General features: G+C 71.6%; 10 protein-coding genes. 3 read left to right on the forward strand and 7 right to left on the reverse strand.

Going from position 1 to position 15,563, the window contains the following annotated elements; translation table 11 throughout:
- Positions 1 to 521: 521 nt before the first annotated feature.
- The 5 genes from QMK61_RS12320 to QMK61_RS12340 form a co-directional block, all read right to left on the reverse strand.
- Positions 522 to 2,051 (reverse strand): DHA2 family efflux MFS transporter permease subunit, encoded by a 1,530-nt coding sequence (locus QMK61_RS12320; protein ID WP_302072511.1) that lies wholly within the window; start codon positions 2,049 to 2,051, stop codon positions 522 to 524.
- Positions 2,052 to 2,190: 139 nt separating this feature from the next.
- On the reverse strand, positions 2,191 to 3,384 hold the full coding sequence (locus QMK61_RS12325) for an efflux RND transporter periplasmic adaptor subunit (RefSeq protein WP_302072512.1): 1,194 nt from the start codon (positions 3,382 to 3,384) through the stop codon (positions 2,191 to 2,193).
- A 9-nt stretch (positions 3,385 to 3,393) separates the two neighbouring features.
- Positions 3,394 to 4,869: an efflux transporter outer membrane subunit gene (locus QMK61_RS12330; protein WP_302072513.1), complete on the reverse strand. Its 1,476-nt coding sequence runs from the start codon at positions 4,867 to 4,869 to the stop codon at positions 3,394 to 3,396.
- Positions 4,870 to 4,897: 28 nt separating this feature from the next.
- The gene (locus QMK61_RS12335) at positions 4,898 to 5,362 is read right to left on the reverse strand and encodes a MarR family transcriptional regulator (RefSeq protein WP_302072514.1); all 465 of its coding nucleotides are present in this window, start codon (positions 5,360 to 5,362) and stop codon (positions 4,898 to 4,900) included.
- Between the two features lie 79 nt (positions 5,363 to 5,441).
- Positions 5,442 to 5,702: a hypothetical protein gene (locus QMK61_RS12340; protein ID WP_302072515.1), complete on the reverse strand. Its 261-nt coding sequence runs from the start codon at positions 5,700 to 5,702 to the stop codon at positions 5,442 to 5,444.
- Positions 5,703 to 5,877: 175 nt separating this feature from the next.
- Between QMK61_RS12340 and QMK61_RS12345 the strand changes: the two genes are divergently transcribed.
- Complete coding sequence (locus QMK61_RS12345; protein WP_302072516.1) at positions 5,878 to 6,693, forward strand: helix-turn-helix transcriptional regulator; 816 nt, start codon at positions 5,878 to 5,880, stop codon at positions 6,691 to 6,693.
- 32 nt (positions 6,694 to 6,725) lie between these two features.
- On the opposite strand, the gene QMK61_RS12350 is transcribed toward QMK61_RS12345, so the two are convergent.
- Complete coding sequence (locus QMK61_RS12350; RefSeq protein WP_302072517.1) at positions 6,726 to 6,980, reverse strand: hypothetical protein; 255 nt, start codon at positions 6,978 to 6,980, stop codon at positions 6,726 to 6,728.
- A 282-nt stretch (positions 6,981 to 7,262) separates the two neighbouring features.
- Between QMK61_RS12350 and QMK61_RS12355 the strand changes: the two genes are divergently transcribed.
- Positions 7,263 to 8,123 (forward strand): helix-turn-helix transcriptional regulator, encoded by an 861-nt coding sequence (locus tag QMK61_RS12355; protein ID WP_302072518.1) that lies wholly within the window; start codon positions 7,263 to 7,265, stop codon positions 8,121 to 8,123.
- A 239-nt stretch (positions 8,124 to 8,362) separates the two neighbouring features.
- Here QMK61_RS12355 and QMK61_RS12360 read toward each other — a convergent pair whose 3' ends face one another.
- On the reverse strand, positions 8,363 to 10,372 hold the full coding sequence (locus QMK61_RS12360) for a trypsin-like peptidase domain-containing protein (RefSeq protein WP_302072519.1): 2,010 nt from the start codon (positions 10,370 to 10,372) through the stop codon (positions 8,363 to 8,365).
- A gap of 184 nt (positions 10,373 to 10,556) precedes the next feature.
- Between QMK61_RS12360 and QMK61_RS12365 the strand changes: the two genes are divergently transcribed.
- Complete coding sequence (locus QMK61_RS12365; protein WP_302072575.1) at positions 10,557 to 15,503, forward strand: DEAD/DEAH box helicase; 4,947 nt, start codon at positions 10,557 to 10,559, stop codon at positions 15,501 to 15,503.
- The last annotated feature ends 60 nt before the right edge of the window (positions 15,504 to 15,563 follow it).

Here is a 15,563-nt window from a genome sequence, read left to right on the forward strand (position 1 = left end):
ACACGCGCGCCACCGCATCCTCGAAGATGTCGGTGGGCGCACCCACCGCGGGCAGGCCGATGATGCAGGCGGTGTAGCCGGACAGCACGAAGGCGTAGGAGGCGAAGTTGCGGTAACGCGCCGCACCGAAGGTGCACACGCCCACCCACAGCGCCAGCCCGAGCAGGAACGGCACGCGCTGCTGCGGCACCAGCGCGTACAGCAGCAGGGTGGCCGCCGCGCCGGCCAGGGTGCCGATAGTGCGGTAGAAGCTCTTGGCCAGCACCAGCCCGCTCTGCGGGCGCATCACCACGAACACGGTAAGCATCGCGGTGTAGGGCTGCGGAAGGTCGAAACGCAGCGCCAGCCACAGCGCCGCCAGCGCGGCCAGCAGGTTCTTCGCCACGAACAGCCACGACAGGCCCTCGCCACGCAGGACATCGCCCCATGCGACCGGTTCGGCGAAATACCTGCGGAGGGTGCCCATGTGGGCCATTGTCGCCGGTCGGGACGGCTGCGCGCGAGCGCGCGCGGCCGTTCGCTCAGTGCCCGCCGCCGCTGGAGGGACCGCCGCGCGGCACGAATGGCGGCTTGGCCAGCCAGATCACCACGATCAGGCCGAGGAAGATCCAGCCCAGCGCGTGCAGGATCTCGTTGAACGACATCTGGAACGCCTGCTGGGTGATCATGCCGTTCACCACGCTGGCGCCGCGCTGCGGGTCGCCGTGGCTGAGCTGCTGCAGCGCCGCCTGCGCGGTGGGGCTGTACGGGGTGATGTGCTCGGTGAGCTGCTCGTGATGCGCCACCGCGCGGCGGGTCCACATCAGCGTGGTGATGGAGGCGGCGAAGCTGCCGCCCAGCGTGCGCAGGAAGGTGGCCAGACCCGAGCCGGCCGCGATCTCGTTCTGCTGCAGGTCCGACAGCAGGATGGTCAGCACCGGCATGAAGAACAGCGCCACGCCCAGGCCCTGCCACAGCTGCACCATCGCCACGTGGTAGAAGTCGATCTGCAGGTAGAAGTCCGAGCGCATGAAGCAGGTGGCGCCCATCACCACGAACGACAGCGCGGCGAGGATGCGCAGGTCCATGCGCGTGGCGTACTTGCCCACGAAGAAGGTCAGCAGCACCGGGATCACGCCCAGCGGCGCGGTGGCGAAGCCGGCCCAGGTGGAGGTGTAGCCCAGGTTCTGCTGCAGCCACAGCGGCACCAGCAGGGCGATCGCGAAGAACGCGGCATAGGCCAGCACCAGCGCCAGCGTGCCCGCCGCGAAGTTGCGGTGGCGGAACAGGCGCAGGTCGACGATCGGCTCGGGATCGGTCAGTTCCCAGATCAGGAAGACCGCCAGCGCGACCGCCGCCACGATGCTGGTGATGATGATGAAGTTGGAGTTGAACCAGTCGGCATCGTTGCCCTTGTCCAGCACGATTTGCAGCGCGCCCACGCCCACGATCAGGGTGACCAGGCCGACGTAGTCCACCCGCGGCCGCTCCAGCTTCTCCACCTTCTCGCGCAGCTGCGCGGCGACCACCACGCTGGCGAAGATGCCGATCGGCACGTTGATGAAGAAGATCCACGGCCAGGAATAGTTGTCGGTGATCCAGCCGCCCAGGATCGGGCCGGCGATCGGCGCCACCACCGTCACCATCGACAGCAGCGCCAGCGCCATGCCGCGCTTCTCGTTCGGGTAGGTGCTGATCAGCAGGCTCTGCGTGATCGGATACATCGGCCCGGCCACCGCGCCCTGCAACGCACGGAACAGCAGCAGCATGCCCATGCTCTGCGAGACGCCGCACATGAACGAGGTGAGCGAGAACAGCAGCGTGCACCACACGAACAGCTTCACCTCGCCGAAGCGGCGGGTGAGGAAGCCGGTCAGCGGCAGCGAGATCGCCATGCTCACCGCGAACGAGGTGATCACCCAGGTGCTCTGGTCGTTGCTGACGCCCAGGTTGCCGGCGATGGTCGGCAGCGACACGTTCGCGATGGTGGTGTCCAGCACCTGCATGAACGTGGCCAGCGACAGGCCGATCGTGGTCAACGCGAGATTCGGTGGACGGAAGTGGCTGCTCATGGAACCGTGTCGGTGCGGGAAGGGAATTTCCCCTCCCCCTGCTTGCAGGGGGAGGCTGGGAGGGGGTGCTCTGGTGCCTAGACGAAGAGCAACCCCACCCCAACCCTCCCCTGCGTGCAGGGGAGGGAGGCACGCTGTCTTACTTCGAACCGCCCGCCATGTTGGCGTGGATGATCTCGGCGATCAGCGCGTCGGCCTTGTGCGCCTGCTGTTCGTACACGTCGGTGCTGAAGGCCGGCTGGGTCGGCGGCTGCTGGGCCAGCATCGGGCCGTTCTGGTCGTGCAGGTCCACATCCACGTTGAGCGACATGCCGATGCGCAGCGGATGCTTGTCGAGCTGGGCCGGGTCGGTGAACACCACACGCACCGGGATGCGCTGCACGATCTTGATCCAGTTGCCGGTGGCGTTCTGCGCCGGCAGCAGCGAGAACGCGCTGCCGGTGCCCACGCCCAGGCTCTGCACCTTGCCCTTGTACTTCACCGTGCCGCCGTAGACGTCGGATTCGATCTCCACCGGCTGGCCGATGCGCATGTGGGTGAGCTGCGTTTCCTTGAAGTTGGCGTCGATCCACACCTCGTGCAGCGGCACCACCGCCATCAGCGGCGCGCCCGGCGCCACGCGCTGGCCGAGCTGTACCGAGCGCATCGCCACGTAGCCGGTCACCGGCGCCACCAGGGTGGTGCGCTCGTCGTCGAGGTAGGCGGCGCGGAACTTCGCGGCGGCGGCCTGCACGTCGGGATGCGAGGCGACCACGGTGTCGTCCACCAGCACCTTGCTGGACTGGTACTGCTGCTGGGCGGTGACCAGCGCGCTCTCGGCGGCGGTCAGCTCGTCGCGGGCGTGCGACAGTTCCTCGGCCGAGATCGCGCCGGACCTGGCCAGGCCCACGCGACGGTCGTAGTCGGCCTTGGCCTTGGCCACCGCGGTCTGCCGCGCAGCCACGATCGCCTGCTGCCCGCTGACGCTGGAATACAGGCCGCGCACCTTGCGCACCGTGGCGGCGAGGTTGGCCTTCGCCTCGGCCAGCGCCACGTCGGCGTTGGAGCGGTCGAGCTTCACCAGCACGTCGCCCTGCTTCACCAGGTCGCCGTCGTCGGCGCCGATGGTGACCACGGTGCCGGGGATCTGCGGGGTGAGCTGCACCACGTTGCCGCCCACGTAGGCGTCATCGGTGCCCTCGTACCAGCGGCCGTCGAGGAAGTACCACAGCAGCCAGCCGATGAAGGCCAGCAGCACGACCGCGCCGAGCAGGCGCAACAGGAAACCGCGCCGCCCGTTCTTCGGCGGCGGGACGGCCGGGCTGGCGGCCGCGGTGGGATTCTGGCTGGACATGGGGCTGCCTCAGGAACGATGGTCGGAATCGGGGGAAACGGAGGCCGCGGCGTCGGCCGCCGGCGGCTGGTGGTCGGCGGTGGGGCGGTAGCCGCCACCGAGGGCCTGGATCAACTGCACGGACTGGTCGGCCTGCTGCGCCTTCAGCGCGGCCATGCGCTGTTCGGCCTCGAGCAGCTGCTGGCGCACGCTCAGCGCCTCCAGGTAGCTGCCGACGCCGGCCTTGTAGCGCTGCTCGGAGAGCTTCCAGGCCTGGCGCGCGGCGTCCAGCGCGCGCTGCTCGGCCTGCGCCTGGCGCTGCAGCGAGCCGAGCGCGTCGAGGTCGTCGGCGACCTCGTTCACCGCGCCGACCAGGGTCTGGTTGTACTGCGCCACGGCCAGGTCGTAGGCCGCGTCCTTGCCGCCCAGGTTGGCGCGCAGACGGCCGCCCTCGAAGATCGGCAGGCTCAGCGACGGTCCGAACTGGTAGAAGCGCGACGACGCCTCGAACAGGTTGCCCCCGCCCATGCTGAGCAGGCCGGCCATCGCGCCCAGGCTGACGTCGGGCAGGAATTCGGTCTTGGCAACCTTGATGTCCTTGCCCGCCGCCTCGACGCGCCAGCGCGCCGCCACCAGGTCGGCGCGGTGGCCGATCAGCTCCACCGGCAGGCTGGCCGGCACGCTGAGCGCCGCCGGCGGCAGCAGCTGCGGACGGGCGATGTCCAGGCCGCGATCGGGACCCTTGCCCAGCAGCACCGACAGCGCCGAGCGCGCCGCGTCGATCGCGCGCGCGGCCTGCGCCACCTGTTGCTCGGCGCCGGCCACCTCGGCGTTGGCCTGCTCCAGCTGCATGCGGTTGTCCAGGCCGGCGTCGACGCGCTGGCGGGTCAGCGTGCGCGTCGCGTTGGCGCGCTCCAGCTCGGCCTGCGCCACGTCCTGCTGCGCGTAGGCGTAGCCCAGCTGCACGTAGGCGCGGGCCACGTTGCCGGACAGCTCGACGCGCGCGGCGCGCGCATCCACCTCGGCGGCGCGGGCGCGGCCCACGGCGGCCTCCCACGCGGCGCGCTTGCCGCCCCACAGGTCCAGGTCCCACTTGAAGCTGGCGTAGGCGTACTTGGCCGCCGCGAAGTGGGCGAAGTCGCCGAACGCGCCCGGCGGACGCGCGCCGGAGACCGCGGCGCCGCCGTTCACGCTGGGCCGGCGCGCGGCTTCCGCCACGCCCGCCGCGGCCTGCGCCGCGCGGGCGCGGGCGTCGGCGGCGGCCAGGCCGGGGTTGCCGGCCAGCGCCTCGGCGATCAGCGCGTCGAGCTGCGGGTCGCCCAGCCCGGTCCACCAGTCCGCCTGCGGCCAGGTCGCGGCGGCGGCCTGGGCGCCGGCCAGGCTGCGCCCGGACGCCAGCGTGGACGGGTCGATCGGCTTGCCGTCGGGATGCAGCCCGCCGCTGCTGGCGCATCCGGCCAGGGCGAGGCTCAGTCCGACGGCTGCCGCGAGAAGATGCAGACGCATGGGTTTCGTTTCTCGGATCGGGGAGGGGTCAGTCGTGCCTGTCGCGGAGCGCGCGGAGCACGCGCTCCAGGTAGTCGTGCAGTTGTCGGCGTTCGGTCTCGTCCAGCGACCGTTGCGCGGCGGCCAGCACGCGGGCCTTGCAGCCGCCGAGCTGGCGTTGCAGCGCGTTGCCCGGCGCGGTCAGTTCGATGCGCAGCGCGCGCCGGTCCTGCTCGTGCGGGCGCCGGCGCAGGTAGCCCTTGCTTTCGAGCTGGTCGAGCTGGCGCGTCATCGCGCCGCCGTCCAGCTCCACCGCGCGGGCCAGCTCGGTGGCGGTCATCGGCCCGAGCTCGGCCAGCCTCTTCAGTATCAGGAACTGGGTGAAACGCAGGTCCAGTCCCTTGGCGGCCATTTCGGCCTCGATCGCGCGCACCAGCTCCGCACGCACCAGCGCCAGCAGGATGCCGAGGCTCTCCCGCGGAGTGTCGGTGGCTGGGGTACCGGAGGTATGCATGGCGGCGCATTTTATTGCCCAAGAAATATTTGTCAAGGCAAATATGTTTGCCGCAGTGTTTGCCTTGGCAAAATTTGCGTCAGCGCGCCGCTGGCCGCGCCGCGAGCGCGGCCAGCTCGTCGTCCACCCAGGCGCGCAGCGCCGGGTCGCGCAGCTCGAACAGGCGGAACACGCCCAGCGCGCGCAGCACCGGCAGCTGCGCCAGCAGGCGCGGTTCCAGCGCGCGGCGCAGCGCCTCCGGCGTGGCCGGGTCGAGCATCTGGTGGGCGCAGGCCACGAACGCCTCCAGCGGCGCCTGCGCCGGCGTGCTGGCGGGGGCGGGAAACGGGATCGGCGGCATGGCGTTCTCCGGCAGGGCCGGCCGGCGGGGACCGGCGGACGAGGGGGCGGGGAACCGCTGGCGATGGCTGCGGCATCGGGGTTTGGCGCGCGACGTCGCCAGTCGCCGTGCAGCTTACGCAAGCCCGGGCGAAAGCTGATAGCGTTATTTGGTCAACAAATATCGAGAACCGGACATGGGATCGTGGCACGAGCCATTGTGGAACCGCATCGAGCGTGCCGACGGCCCACCGGTGATCGCGTACTGGGACGAGGGCGACGCGGCCAGCGAGCAGAATGGCGAGACCCGCACCCACGACTGGCACCGCCACCTGCGCGGGCAGCTTTACTGCATCGAGAGTGGCCTGGTGCACGCGCGCACCCGCTACGGTTCCTGGCTGCTGCCGCCGCATCGCGCCGGCTGGATGCCGCCGGGCGAACTGCACACGGTGAGCGTGAGCGGGCCGATGAGCGGCTGGGGCCTGTTCCTGGCGCCGGACGTCTGCGCCGGCCTGCCCGATCGCCCCTGCGTGCTCGGCACCAGCGAGCTGCTGCGCGCGCTGGTGCGGCGCGCCAGCGAATGGGCGTTCGCCGAACGGCTGCAACCCGGGCAGGAGCGCCTGTGCGCGGTGTTGCTGGACGAACTGCACCGTGCGCCGCGCGAGCCGCTGCACCTGCCGATGCCGGTCGACCGACGCCTTCTGCGCATCGCCCACGCGGTGTTGAAGGCGCCGCAGGACAACCGCAGCCTGGAAGCCTGGGCCGAACGCGCCGGGCTGTCGGCACGCAGTCTGAGCCGGCTGTTCCGCAGCGAGACCGCGCTGAGCTTCGCGCAGTGGCGGCAGCAGGCGCGGTTGAGCCGCGCGCTGGAGCGGCTGGCCGAGGGCATGCCGGTGGCGCAGGTGGCCGAAGCGACGGGCTACGCCAGCGCGAGCGCCTTCATCGCGATGTTCCGGCGCGCCTACGGCCAGCCGCCGGCACGCTATTTCGAGCGTGCCGCGGCCATCGGCTGAACGCGGGCGCGGCACGGCTTTCGCGGCTCCGCTCAGCGCCGGCCCGCCTGCAACTCGTCGCGCACCAGCGCGGCCAGCGCCGGGTCGCGGATCGCGAACAGCTCGAACACGCCCAGCGCCTGCAGCATGGGCAGCAGGGCCAGCAGCCGCGGCTCGGCCTGCAGGCGCACCGCCTCGGGCGTGGCCGGGTCCAGCATCAGTTGGGCATTGACCACGAAATCGGTCAACGCATCCGATTCCACCAGCACGTCGCCGGCGGTTTCGCTGTCGATGGTCAGCAACGACATGTCGATCTCCTTCGCATCTGCAAGAGGGACGGGGGATGCGGCCTCGACGTTACCGGCGGTGCGCGTGGCTTCCATCCGGGACATGCGGTAGCGGGGCGGCATGGTGCGGGGCTGCGCCTTGCGCGCAACCGCGGGATGTCCCGGCCCGACAGGGCCGTCCGTGACGGACGGGCCGGGACATCCGTTGGAACGGGGGGATGGCGCCACCATAAGTCAGGGCGCGATACCATGGGCAGACTATTCCCGCTGCTGGTATTCCCACTACCACCCGGCGACACACGCATGCAGCATTCCCGGCGACGTTCCGAGTTGAAGGCCTTCCTGCGCGCGCGGCGCGGCGCGCTGGCGCCCGAGGCGGTGGGCCTGCCGCGCGGCGTGCGCCGGCTCACGCCCGGCCTGCGCCGCGAAGAGGTGGCCGCGCTGGCCGGGGTGGGCATCACCTGGTACACGTGGCTGGAACAGGGCCGCGCGATCAACGTGTCCGCCGCGGCGCTGGCGCGCATCGCGCAGGCGCTGCGGCTGGACGCCACCGACGAGGCCTACCTGTTCCACCTGGCCGGGTTGCCGCACGCGGAGCCCGCGGCGCGGCGCATCGTGCTGCCGTGCTCGCTGCAGGGGCTGCTGGACCTGTACCAGGCGCCGGCCTTCGTGATCGACCCGGTGTTCGAGGTGCTGGCGTACAACGCGATGGCCGACCGGCTCTACCGGTTCGGCGACTTCCACGGCCGCTTCGCGCGCAACCACCTGTGGAACGCATTCATGAACCCGGCGCGGCGCCGGCTATACGCGCCGTGCTTCGAGCCGGGCATGCTCAACCTGCTGGGCATGTTCCGCATGAGCCACGCCGCGCACCCGGACGACCCGCGCTTCGACGCGCTGATCGAGGCGCTGGCCGAGGCCAGCCCCGACTTCGTGGAACTGTGGGAACGCCACGCGGTGGCGCCGCTGCGCGCCTGGGACGCGCATTTCTGCCACCCGGAATTCGGCGAGGTGCGCGTGCACTCCAACCGCTTTCCGCTGCGCGACGGCCAGGCCGACGGCGCGGTGGCGTTCTTCTTCGTGCCCGCGGACGCGGCCACGGCGGAGAGCTTCGCGCGCATGGCGGCGCGGCTGCGCGGGGAGGGCGAGGCGGCGCCGGCCTGAGAGCCTGTTCAAAATCTCCCCGTGGCTTGCGCCGGAAGCTGTTTGCGCGCAGACGAGGAAGAGGGAAGGAGTGGATGTCCGTCCACGACTGAGCGATGACGCAGGGATGGCCCGGCCCTTCGCGTTGCCTTGCCCTGGCCGCCAGGGCAAGGCAACGCGAGCTACGGGCAGATTTGAACAGGCTCTGAGCGCGGGCGCCGCCATGCCGCCGCCCCGCGCGACGCGCGGGGCGGCTCGCCTCAATGCTCGTTCACCTGCAGGTGCTTCACCAGCAGGTCCAGCCTGGCCTTCATGTCGTCCTGCGCGTGGCTGCCCTCGACGCCGCAGAACGCGGTGTAAAGCACCGCGGGAGACGTCGCGCCGGCCTGCGCCACGACCGTGTCGATCTTCATCACGTCGTTGTCGTCGCGCGCCACGCCGTCATAGGGATGCTCGCGCCGCGACACCTCGCGCCACTGGCTCTGGAAGCCGTTGTCCAGGTCGGCGGGCGGCTGCGCGTAGCGCTGGATGGCGACCCGGTTCATGTCGTTCGGGTCGCGGTTCTTCCACAGCTGCACCTCGTCGATGCCCCACGCAGGCGTGCCGTGGTCGTCGAAATAGCCGAAGCCCAACATCAGCAGGCTGTCCGGCGCGATCTTCTGCAACGCCGGCGTGAACGAGAAAGCCATCCGCTTCGACGCATAGCTGAAGCGCCGGCCGTAGTCGAAGTCGAGCTGGATGTCCTTGAAGGCCGCCGGCAGCAAGGACGTTTGCCGCAGGTAGTCCTTCCACTGCGCCAGCGTTCCTTCGTAGTCCACGTCCACGAAATCGGCCAGCGCCTTCAGGTCGAGCAGGTTGTCGTGCTCGTGCCCCGGCACCACGAAGCGCAGCAGCATCACATCGCCGTCCGGCACCGGCAGGGTCATCACCGCTACGCGGACGTTGGCGTACGACAGCGGCCATTCGGCGAGCTGCCATGGCCGCTGCCAGCGGTCGACGTGCCGCGCCTGGTAGATCGGCGGGCCCAGCGAGGTGATCTTGACCTTCTCCGGCCCGACCTGGCGGTGGAAGAAGCCCGCCTTGGCCAGCTGCTCCATCGGCACGGCCGGGTCGGCGTAGAACCGGTCCGCCGGGAGATCGTCCGGCCGCCGCAGGTGGACCAGGCCGGTGCGCGCGAGGCTTCCGGCGTCCACGTAGCCATTGCTGCCCAGCGTGAACCGGTGCTGCTGCCGGCCGGCCCGCCCCCACACGCCGTCGCTGTCGCGCCCGATCAGCTGGGGAAAGTTGCTCAGCGAGGGCCGCCCGTACAGCAGTTGGTGCGAACCGTCGCCGTTCGGGAATAGGTTCGCCGGATCGCGCGCCAGCAGCGCCTTGAGCTGGGCGTCGCTGTGGGCGTCACCCAGCTTCAGGTAGGTGGCGGCGAAAGCGTCGAAGCCCAGCGGCAGCGCGAAGCTGGCCTTGAACCTGCCGTTCTGCACCGTGTCGAGCACGTCGAGCCGGTAGTTCGTCTTGGCGTCGATCACCGCCTGGTGCTCGGGCGCGCCCAGCACCTCGGCGATCGGCAGCGCGTAGTTGAGGTTCTCGTTGGCCGACTTCATCAGCACCACGCCGATGACCTTGCCGTCCTTGTCCAGCAGCGGGCCGCCGCTGTTGCCGGGCGAGGCGGCGGCGGAGAAGCGCATCCACTTCCAGGCGCCGTCCTGCTGTTCGGGTGTGTCGGAGGTGTACAGGCCGTCGCGGATCACCACGCCGGTGCCCAGCGCGTTGCCCACCGCATATACCACCTGGTTCAACTCCGGCCTGGCGTCCACCGCCAGCGCGGCGTCGCCGGGCGGCGGGCTGGCCAGCGAGAACACCACGAAGTCCTTGCCCAGCGAGAACTTCTCGATCTTGTCGATGGCGTAGACGCGGCCGCTGGCGTCGCGCAGTTCCGGCGCTCCCCACAGTCCGCCCACGCCCGCCAGCAGCACGTGGCCGGCGGTGACGTAGCGGTTGTGGCCCAGCGCGAACGCGGTGCCGATGGAGTGGTACTTGTCGGTGCGCTCCTGGTAGGGCAGCAGGTCCAGCGGCAACGGCTTCTCGTAGCTGAGCGGGTCCTTGACCGGCTTGGCCTCCACCACCTCGAAGGTGGCCGCCTGGACCTTCGGCAGCACGGCCGGATCCAGCGTGGCCGCGCGCGCGGCGCCGCCCATGGCCAGTCCCAGCCCGGCCCAGGCCAGCGCGGCCATGCCGGCCGCCCACGGCCGCTTCCGTGTATCTCTCGATGACATGCAGGATTCCCCTTGGCGAACAGGCCGCGCCCGGACCCCTCCCCGGCGTCCGCTCCGCAACGGCCCTGCCATGCATGGTGGCATGGTGAAACGCCGTTTGCATGGCCGCTGCGGGGCTTGCCCGGGCGCGCACGCGGACGCATGTAAGATCGGCATGACCCCCACCACTTCGCGTGCCGAGCACATGCGGCCCGATCCCTGCCCGCTGGATGCCTTCCACCCCGCCGTCGCGGCCTGGTTCCGCGGCGCGTTCGCCGCGCCCACCGCGGCGCAGGCACGGGCGTGGCCGGCGATCCGCGCCGGCGGCCACGTACTGGTGGCCGCGCCCACCGGCTCCGGCAAGACGCTCACCGCCTTCCTCGCCGCGCTCGACGCGCTGGTGCGCGAGGGCGTGGCCAACGGCGGCGCGCTGCCCGACGAGACGCGGGTGGTCTACGTGTCGCCGCTGAAAGCGCTGTCCAACGACATCCACGTCAACCTGGACGCGCCGCTGGAGGGCATCCGCGCCGAGCTGGAAAAGCTCGGCCTGCCCGGGGTGGCGATCCGCACCGCGGTGCGCACCGGCGATACGCCGCAGGCCGAGCGCGCGTGGATGCGCAAGACCCCGCCGCACGTCCTGGTGACCACGCCCGAATCGCTGTACATCCTGCTCGGCTCCGCTTCCGGCCGCGAGATGCTGAAGGGCACGCGCAGCGTGATCGTGGACGAGATCCACGCGGTCGCCGGCAGCAAGCGCGGCGCGCACCTGGCGCTGTCGCTGGAGCGGCTGGAGGCGCTGTGCCAGCGACGGCTGCAGCGCATCGGCCTGTCGGCGACGCAGAAGCCGATCGAGGAAGTCGCCGATTTCCTGGTCGGCGCAACATCTCCCTCTCCCCTTTGGGGAGAGGGCCGGGGTGAGGGGCCCACCTCGCCGCAGCCTTCATCGAAGCAGGCTCCAGGCAAGGCTTCCGCGAGCACCCACTCCTCATCCGACCCTCCGGGCCACCTTCTCCCCGGAGGGGAGAAGGGAAAATCGCACTGCACCATCATCGACACGGGGCATATCCGCCAGCGCGACCTCGCCCTCGAGGTCCCGCCGGTGCCGCTGGAAGCGGTGATGTCGAACGACGCCTGGGTGCTGGTCTACGACCGCCTGGCGCAGCTGGTGCAGGCGCATCGCACCACCCTGGTGTTCGTCAACACGCGGCGGCTGGCCGAACGCGCCGCGCGGCACCTGTCCGAGCGGCTGGGCAAGGAAACCGTCGCCGCGCACCACGGCAGCCTGGCGAAGGAGCAGCGCCTCGACGCCGAGCAGCGCCTGAAGCGCGGCGAGCTGTCGGTGCTGGTGGCGACCGCCTCGCTGGAGCTGGGCATCGACATCGGCGACGTGGACCTGGTCTGCCAGCTCGGCTCGCCGCGCTCCATCGCCGCCTTCCTGCAGCGCGCGGGCCGCTCCGGCCACCACGTCGGCGGCACGCCGAAGGCGCGGCTGTTCCCCACCACGCGCGACGACCTGGTCGAATGCGCTGCCCTGCTCGACGCCGTGCGCCGCGATGAACTCGACGCGCTGGTGCAGCCACCGCAGCCGCTGGACGTGCTGGCGCAGCAGATCGTCGCCGAGGTGGCCTGCCGCGAATGGGACGAGGATGCGTTATACGCACTGGTGCGTGGCGCGCATCCGTACCGCGCGCTGGCCCGCGCGGACTTCGACGCGGTGGTGCGCATGCTGGCCGAGGGCTTCACCACCCGCCGCGGCGCGCGCGCGGCCTACGTCCACCGCGACGCCGTGCACCACCGGCTGCGCGCCCGGCGTGGCGCACGCCTCACCGCGCTCACCTCCGGCGGCGCGATCCCCGATACCGCCGACTACCTGGTGGTGCTGGAGCCGCAGGCCACCGTGGTGGGCACGGTGCACGAGGACTTCGCCGTCGAGAGCCTGGCCGGCGACATCTTCCAGCTCGGCAACACCAGCTACCGCATCCAGCGCGTGGAGCCGGGACGCCTGCGCGTGGAGGACGCCCACGGCGTGCCGCCCAGCATCCCGTTCTGGCTGGGCGAGGCGCCGGGGCGCAGCGACGAGCTGTCGTTCGCGGTGTCGCGGTTGCGCGAGGAGATGGACGCCCTGCTTGAACCCCTCTCCCATCGGGAGAGCACTGTCCTGAGCGCGCCGAAGGAGGGCAGGGGTGAGGGTTCGGTTTTCGCCCCCCCTTCTGACACGACCGAACCTTCTCCCCCAGCCCCTCCCCCGGAGGGGGAGGGGAGCAAAGCGTCGGCCTGGCTGCGCGACGAGCTGGGCCTGGGCGAAGCCGCCGCGCGGCAGCTGGTCGAGTACCTGGCCGGGGCGAAGGCCGCGCTGGGCACGCTGCCCACCCAGTCGACCCTGGTGTTCGAGCGCTTCTTCGACGAATCCGGCGGCACCCAGCTGGTCATCCACGCGCCGTTCGGCAGCCGCATCAACCGCGCCTGGGGGCTGGCGCTGCGCAAGCGCTTCTGCCGCCAGTTCAACTTCGAGCTGCAGGCCGCGGCCACCGAGGACGCGATCGTGCTGTCGCTGTCCACCAGCCACAGCTTCCCGCTGGAGGAAGTGGCGCGCTACCTGCATTCGGGCACGGCCGAGCACGTGCTGGTGCAGGCCCTGCTCGACGCACCGCTGTTCCCCGCGCGCTGGCGCTGGAACGCGGTGACCGCGCTGGCGCTGCCCCGCTTCGCGGGCGGCAGGAAGGTGCCGCCGCAGCTGCAGCGCATGAAGAGCGAGGACCTGCTCGCCGCGGTGTTCCCCGACCAGGTCGCCTGCCTGGAGAACATCGTGGGCGAGCGGCAGATCCCCGACCACCCGCTGGTGGCGCAGACCCTGCACGACTGCCTGCGCGAGGCGATGGACACCGACGGCTTGCTGCGCCTGCTGCGCGGGCTGGAAAGCGGTGCGATCCGGCTGGTCGCGCGCGACCTTCCCGCGCCCAGCCCGCTGGCCGGCGCGGTGCTCAACGCCGCGCCCTACGCCTTCCTCGACGACGCCCCGCTGGAGGAACGCCGTACCCGCGCGGTGCGCCAGGACGTCCCGGCCGGGGCCGGCGACATGGGCCGGCTCGACCCCGATGCCATCGCTGCGGTGCGCGCCGAGGCCTGGCCCGAGGTACGCAACGCGGACGAGATGCACGAGGCGCTGGATGCGCTGGGCGGCATCACCGCGGCCGAGGCGGCGACGAACGAAGGCTGGGAAGACAAGCTGCACGCATTGGCGAGGGATCAGCGCGTCACCTGTTTGTCTCTCTCCCCTCCACAGGCTTCTGCGCCCTCTCCCCTGCGGGGAGAGGGCTGGGGTGAGGGGACAAGCTCGCCTCGATCCTCATCGAAGCTCGCCTTTGGAAATGCTCCAGCGGGCACCCGCTCCTCATCCGCCCTGCCGGGCACCTCCTCCCCGAGGGGGAGAAGGAACGACGGCGTGTGGGTCTGCGCGGAGAAACTCCCGCTATGGCGGGCCGTGCATCCCGAGGCTGCGCTGCATCCCGCCATCGCCGCGCCCGCCGAATACGCCGCGCAGGCCTGGACCCGCGAGGACGCCCTGCGCGAACTGGTGCGCGGCCGGCTGCTGGGGCTGGGGCCGGTCACGGCGGACGCGCTGGCCGCGCCGCTGGGCGTGCCGCCTGCCGAGGCGGAAACCGCGCTGCTGCGCCTGCAGGCCGAGGGCTACGTGATCCAGGGAACGTTCGACCCCGCCGTCGCCGGCACGCAGTGGTGCGAACGCCATCTGCTGGCGCGCATCCACCGCTACACGCTGGGCCGGCTGCGGCGCGAGATCGAGCCGGTGAGCCGGCGCGAGCTGATGCGCTTCCTGCTCGACTGGCAGCACGCGAGCCCGGCCACCCGGCTGCGCGGCCCCGACGCGCTGCCGGCGGTGCTGGCCCAGCTGGAAGGCTACGAGGCGGCGGCCGGCGCCTGGGAAACGGAGATCCTGCCCACGCGCATCGCGGACTACTCGGCCAGTTGGCTGGACGCGCAATGTCGCGCCGGCCGCATCGGCTGGAGCCGGCTGCGCGCGGGCGGCGGCGGCGGGCCGGTGCGCGCCACCCCGATCGTGCTGCTGCCGCGTCGCCAGATGGCCGTCTGGGCGGCCATCGCCGGCCGCGACGACGCCCAGGACGAACTGCTCTCCTCGCGCGCCCAGGCGGTGGCCGACGCCCTGCGCGAACAGGGCGCGCTGTTCTTCGACGAACTGCTCGCCGCCACTCGCCTGCTGCGCACCGAGCTGGAGGACGCGCTGGGCGAGCTGGTCGCCGCCGGCCGCGCCAGCGCCGACAGCTTCGCCGGCCTGCGCGCCCTGCTGCTGCCGGCGGCGAAGCGCGAGGCGCCGCGGCACCGGCGCCTGCGCCGGCACCAGTTCGGCGGCATCGAGGATGCGGGCCGCTGGTCGCTGGTGCGGCGGCTCCTTCTCCCCTCCGGGGCACGCGGGGAGCGGCCATGGACGGCTGCAGCTTTGGGGAGCGAGGAGAAGGTGGCCGCCGAGAGGCCGAATGAAGGGCGGGCGCTCGCGGGGAAGGCGGGTGAAGCGTCGACGCAAGACTCGCCCCTCGCCTCAATCCCCTTCGACCGGCTCAGGGCGGGGCTCTCCCCGCAGGGGAGAGGAGGCGAACGTGGCGCTTCGCGCCCAGGTGAGTCAATTGAAACGGAGCACGTCGCCCGCACCCTGCTCGCGCGCTACGGCGTGGTGTTCTGGCAACTGCTGGAACGCGAGGCGCCCTGGTTGCCGCCCTGGCGCGAGCTGCTGCGCGTCTACCGGCGACTGGAGGCGCGCGGCGAGATCCGCGGCGGCCGTTTCGTGGAAGGGCTGGTGGGCGAGCAGTTCGCCCTGCCCGAGGCGATCGCGCCGCTGCGCGCGATCCGCCAGCGCGGCGCACAGGACGAGCTGGTCTGCATCGGCGGCTGCGACCCGCTCAACCTGGTCGGCGGCGTGCTGGCCGGCGACAAGGTGCCCGCGGTGCCGGGGTCGCGCGTACTGTACCGCGACGGCGTGCCCGTGGCCGCGCGCGTCGCCGGGAAGTTCGTGGCGCTGGCGGAATTGCCGCCCGAGCTGGCGCAAGCCGCCCGCCGCCTGCTGCTGCATCCGGCGGCTCGATCCGTGGACGACGCCCTGCCTTCGAGCCGCGCCGGATGAGCCGGCCCCGCCGCGCATAAAAAAAACCGCAGCCCGGAGGCTGCGGAAGGGGAGATCGGG

The organism is Fulvimonas sp. R45, assembly GCF_030504985.1.
In the GTDB taxonomy this organism is placed as follows: domain Bacteria; phylum Pseudomonadota; class Gammaproteobacteria; order Xanthomonadales; family Rhodanobacteraceae; genus Rhodanobacter_A.

Bases quoted from the DNA above. Each gene is read 5' to 3' on its own strand.
- QMK61_RS12365 (WP_302072575.1), top strand. From the start codon at position 10,557: ATGCGGCCCGATCCCTGCCCGCTGGATGCCTTCCACCCCGCCGTCGCG.
- QMK61_RS12355 (WP_302072518.1), top strand. From the start codon at position 7,263: ATGCAGCATTCCCGGCGACGTTCCGAGTTGAAGGCCTTCCTGCGCGCG.
- QMK61_RS12350 (WP_302072517.1), bottom strand. From the start codon at position 6,980: ATGTCGTTGCTGACCATCGACAGCGAAACCGCCGGCGACGTGCTGGTG.
- QMK61_RS12320 (WP_302072511.1), bottom strand. From the start codon at position 2,051: ATGAGCAGCCACTTCCGTCCACCGAATCTCGCGTTGACCACGATCGGC.
- QMK61_RS12345 (WP_302072516.1), top strand. From the start codon at position 5,878: ATGGGATCGTGGCACGAGCCATTGTGGAACCGCATCGAGCGTGCCGAC.
- QMK61_RS12360 (WP_302072519.1), bottom strand. From the start codon at position 10,372: ATGTCATCGAGAGATACACGGAAGCGGCCGTGGGCGGCCGGCATGGCC.
- QMK61_RS12330 (WP_302072513.1), bottom strand. From the start codon at position 4,869: ATGCGTCTGCATCTTCTCGCGGCAGCCGTCGGACTGAGCCTCGCCCTG.
- QMK61_RS12340 (WP_302072515.1), bottom strand. From the start codon at position 5,702: ATGCCGCCGATCCCGTTTCCCGCCCCCGCCAGCACGCCGGCGCAGGCG.
- QMK61_RS12335 (WP_302072514.1), bottom strand. From the start codon at position 5,362: ATGCATACCTCCGGTACCCCAGCCACCGACACTCCGCGGGAGAGCCTC.
- QMK61_RS12325 (WP_302072512.1), bottom strand. From the start codon at position 3,384: ATGTCCAGCCAGAATCCCACCGCGGCCGCCAGCCCGGCCGTCCCGCCG.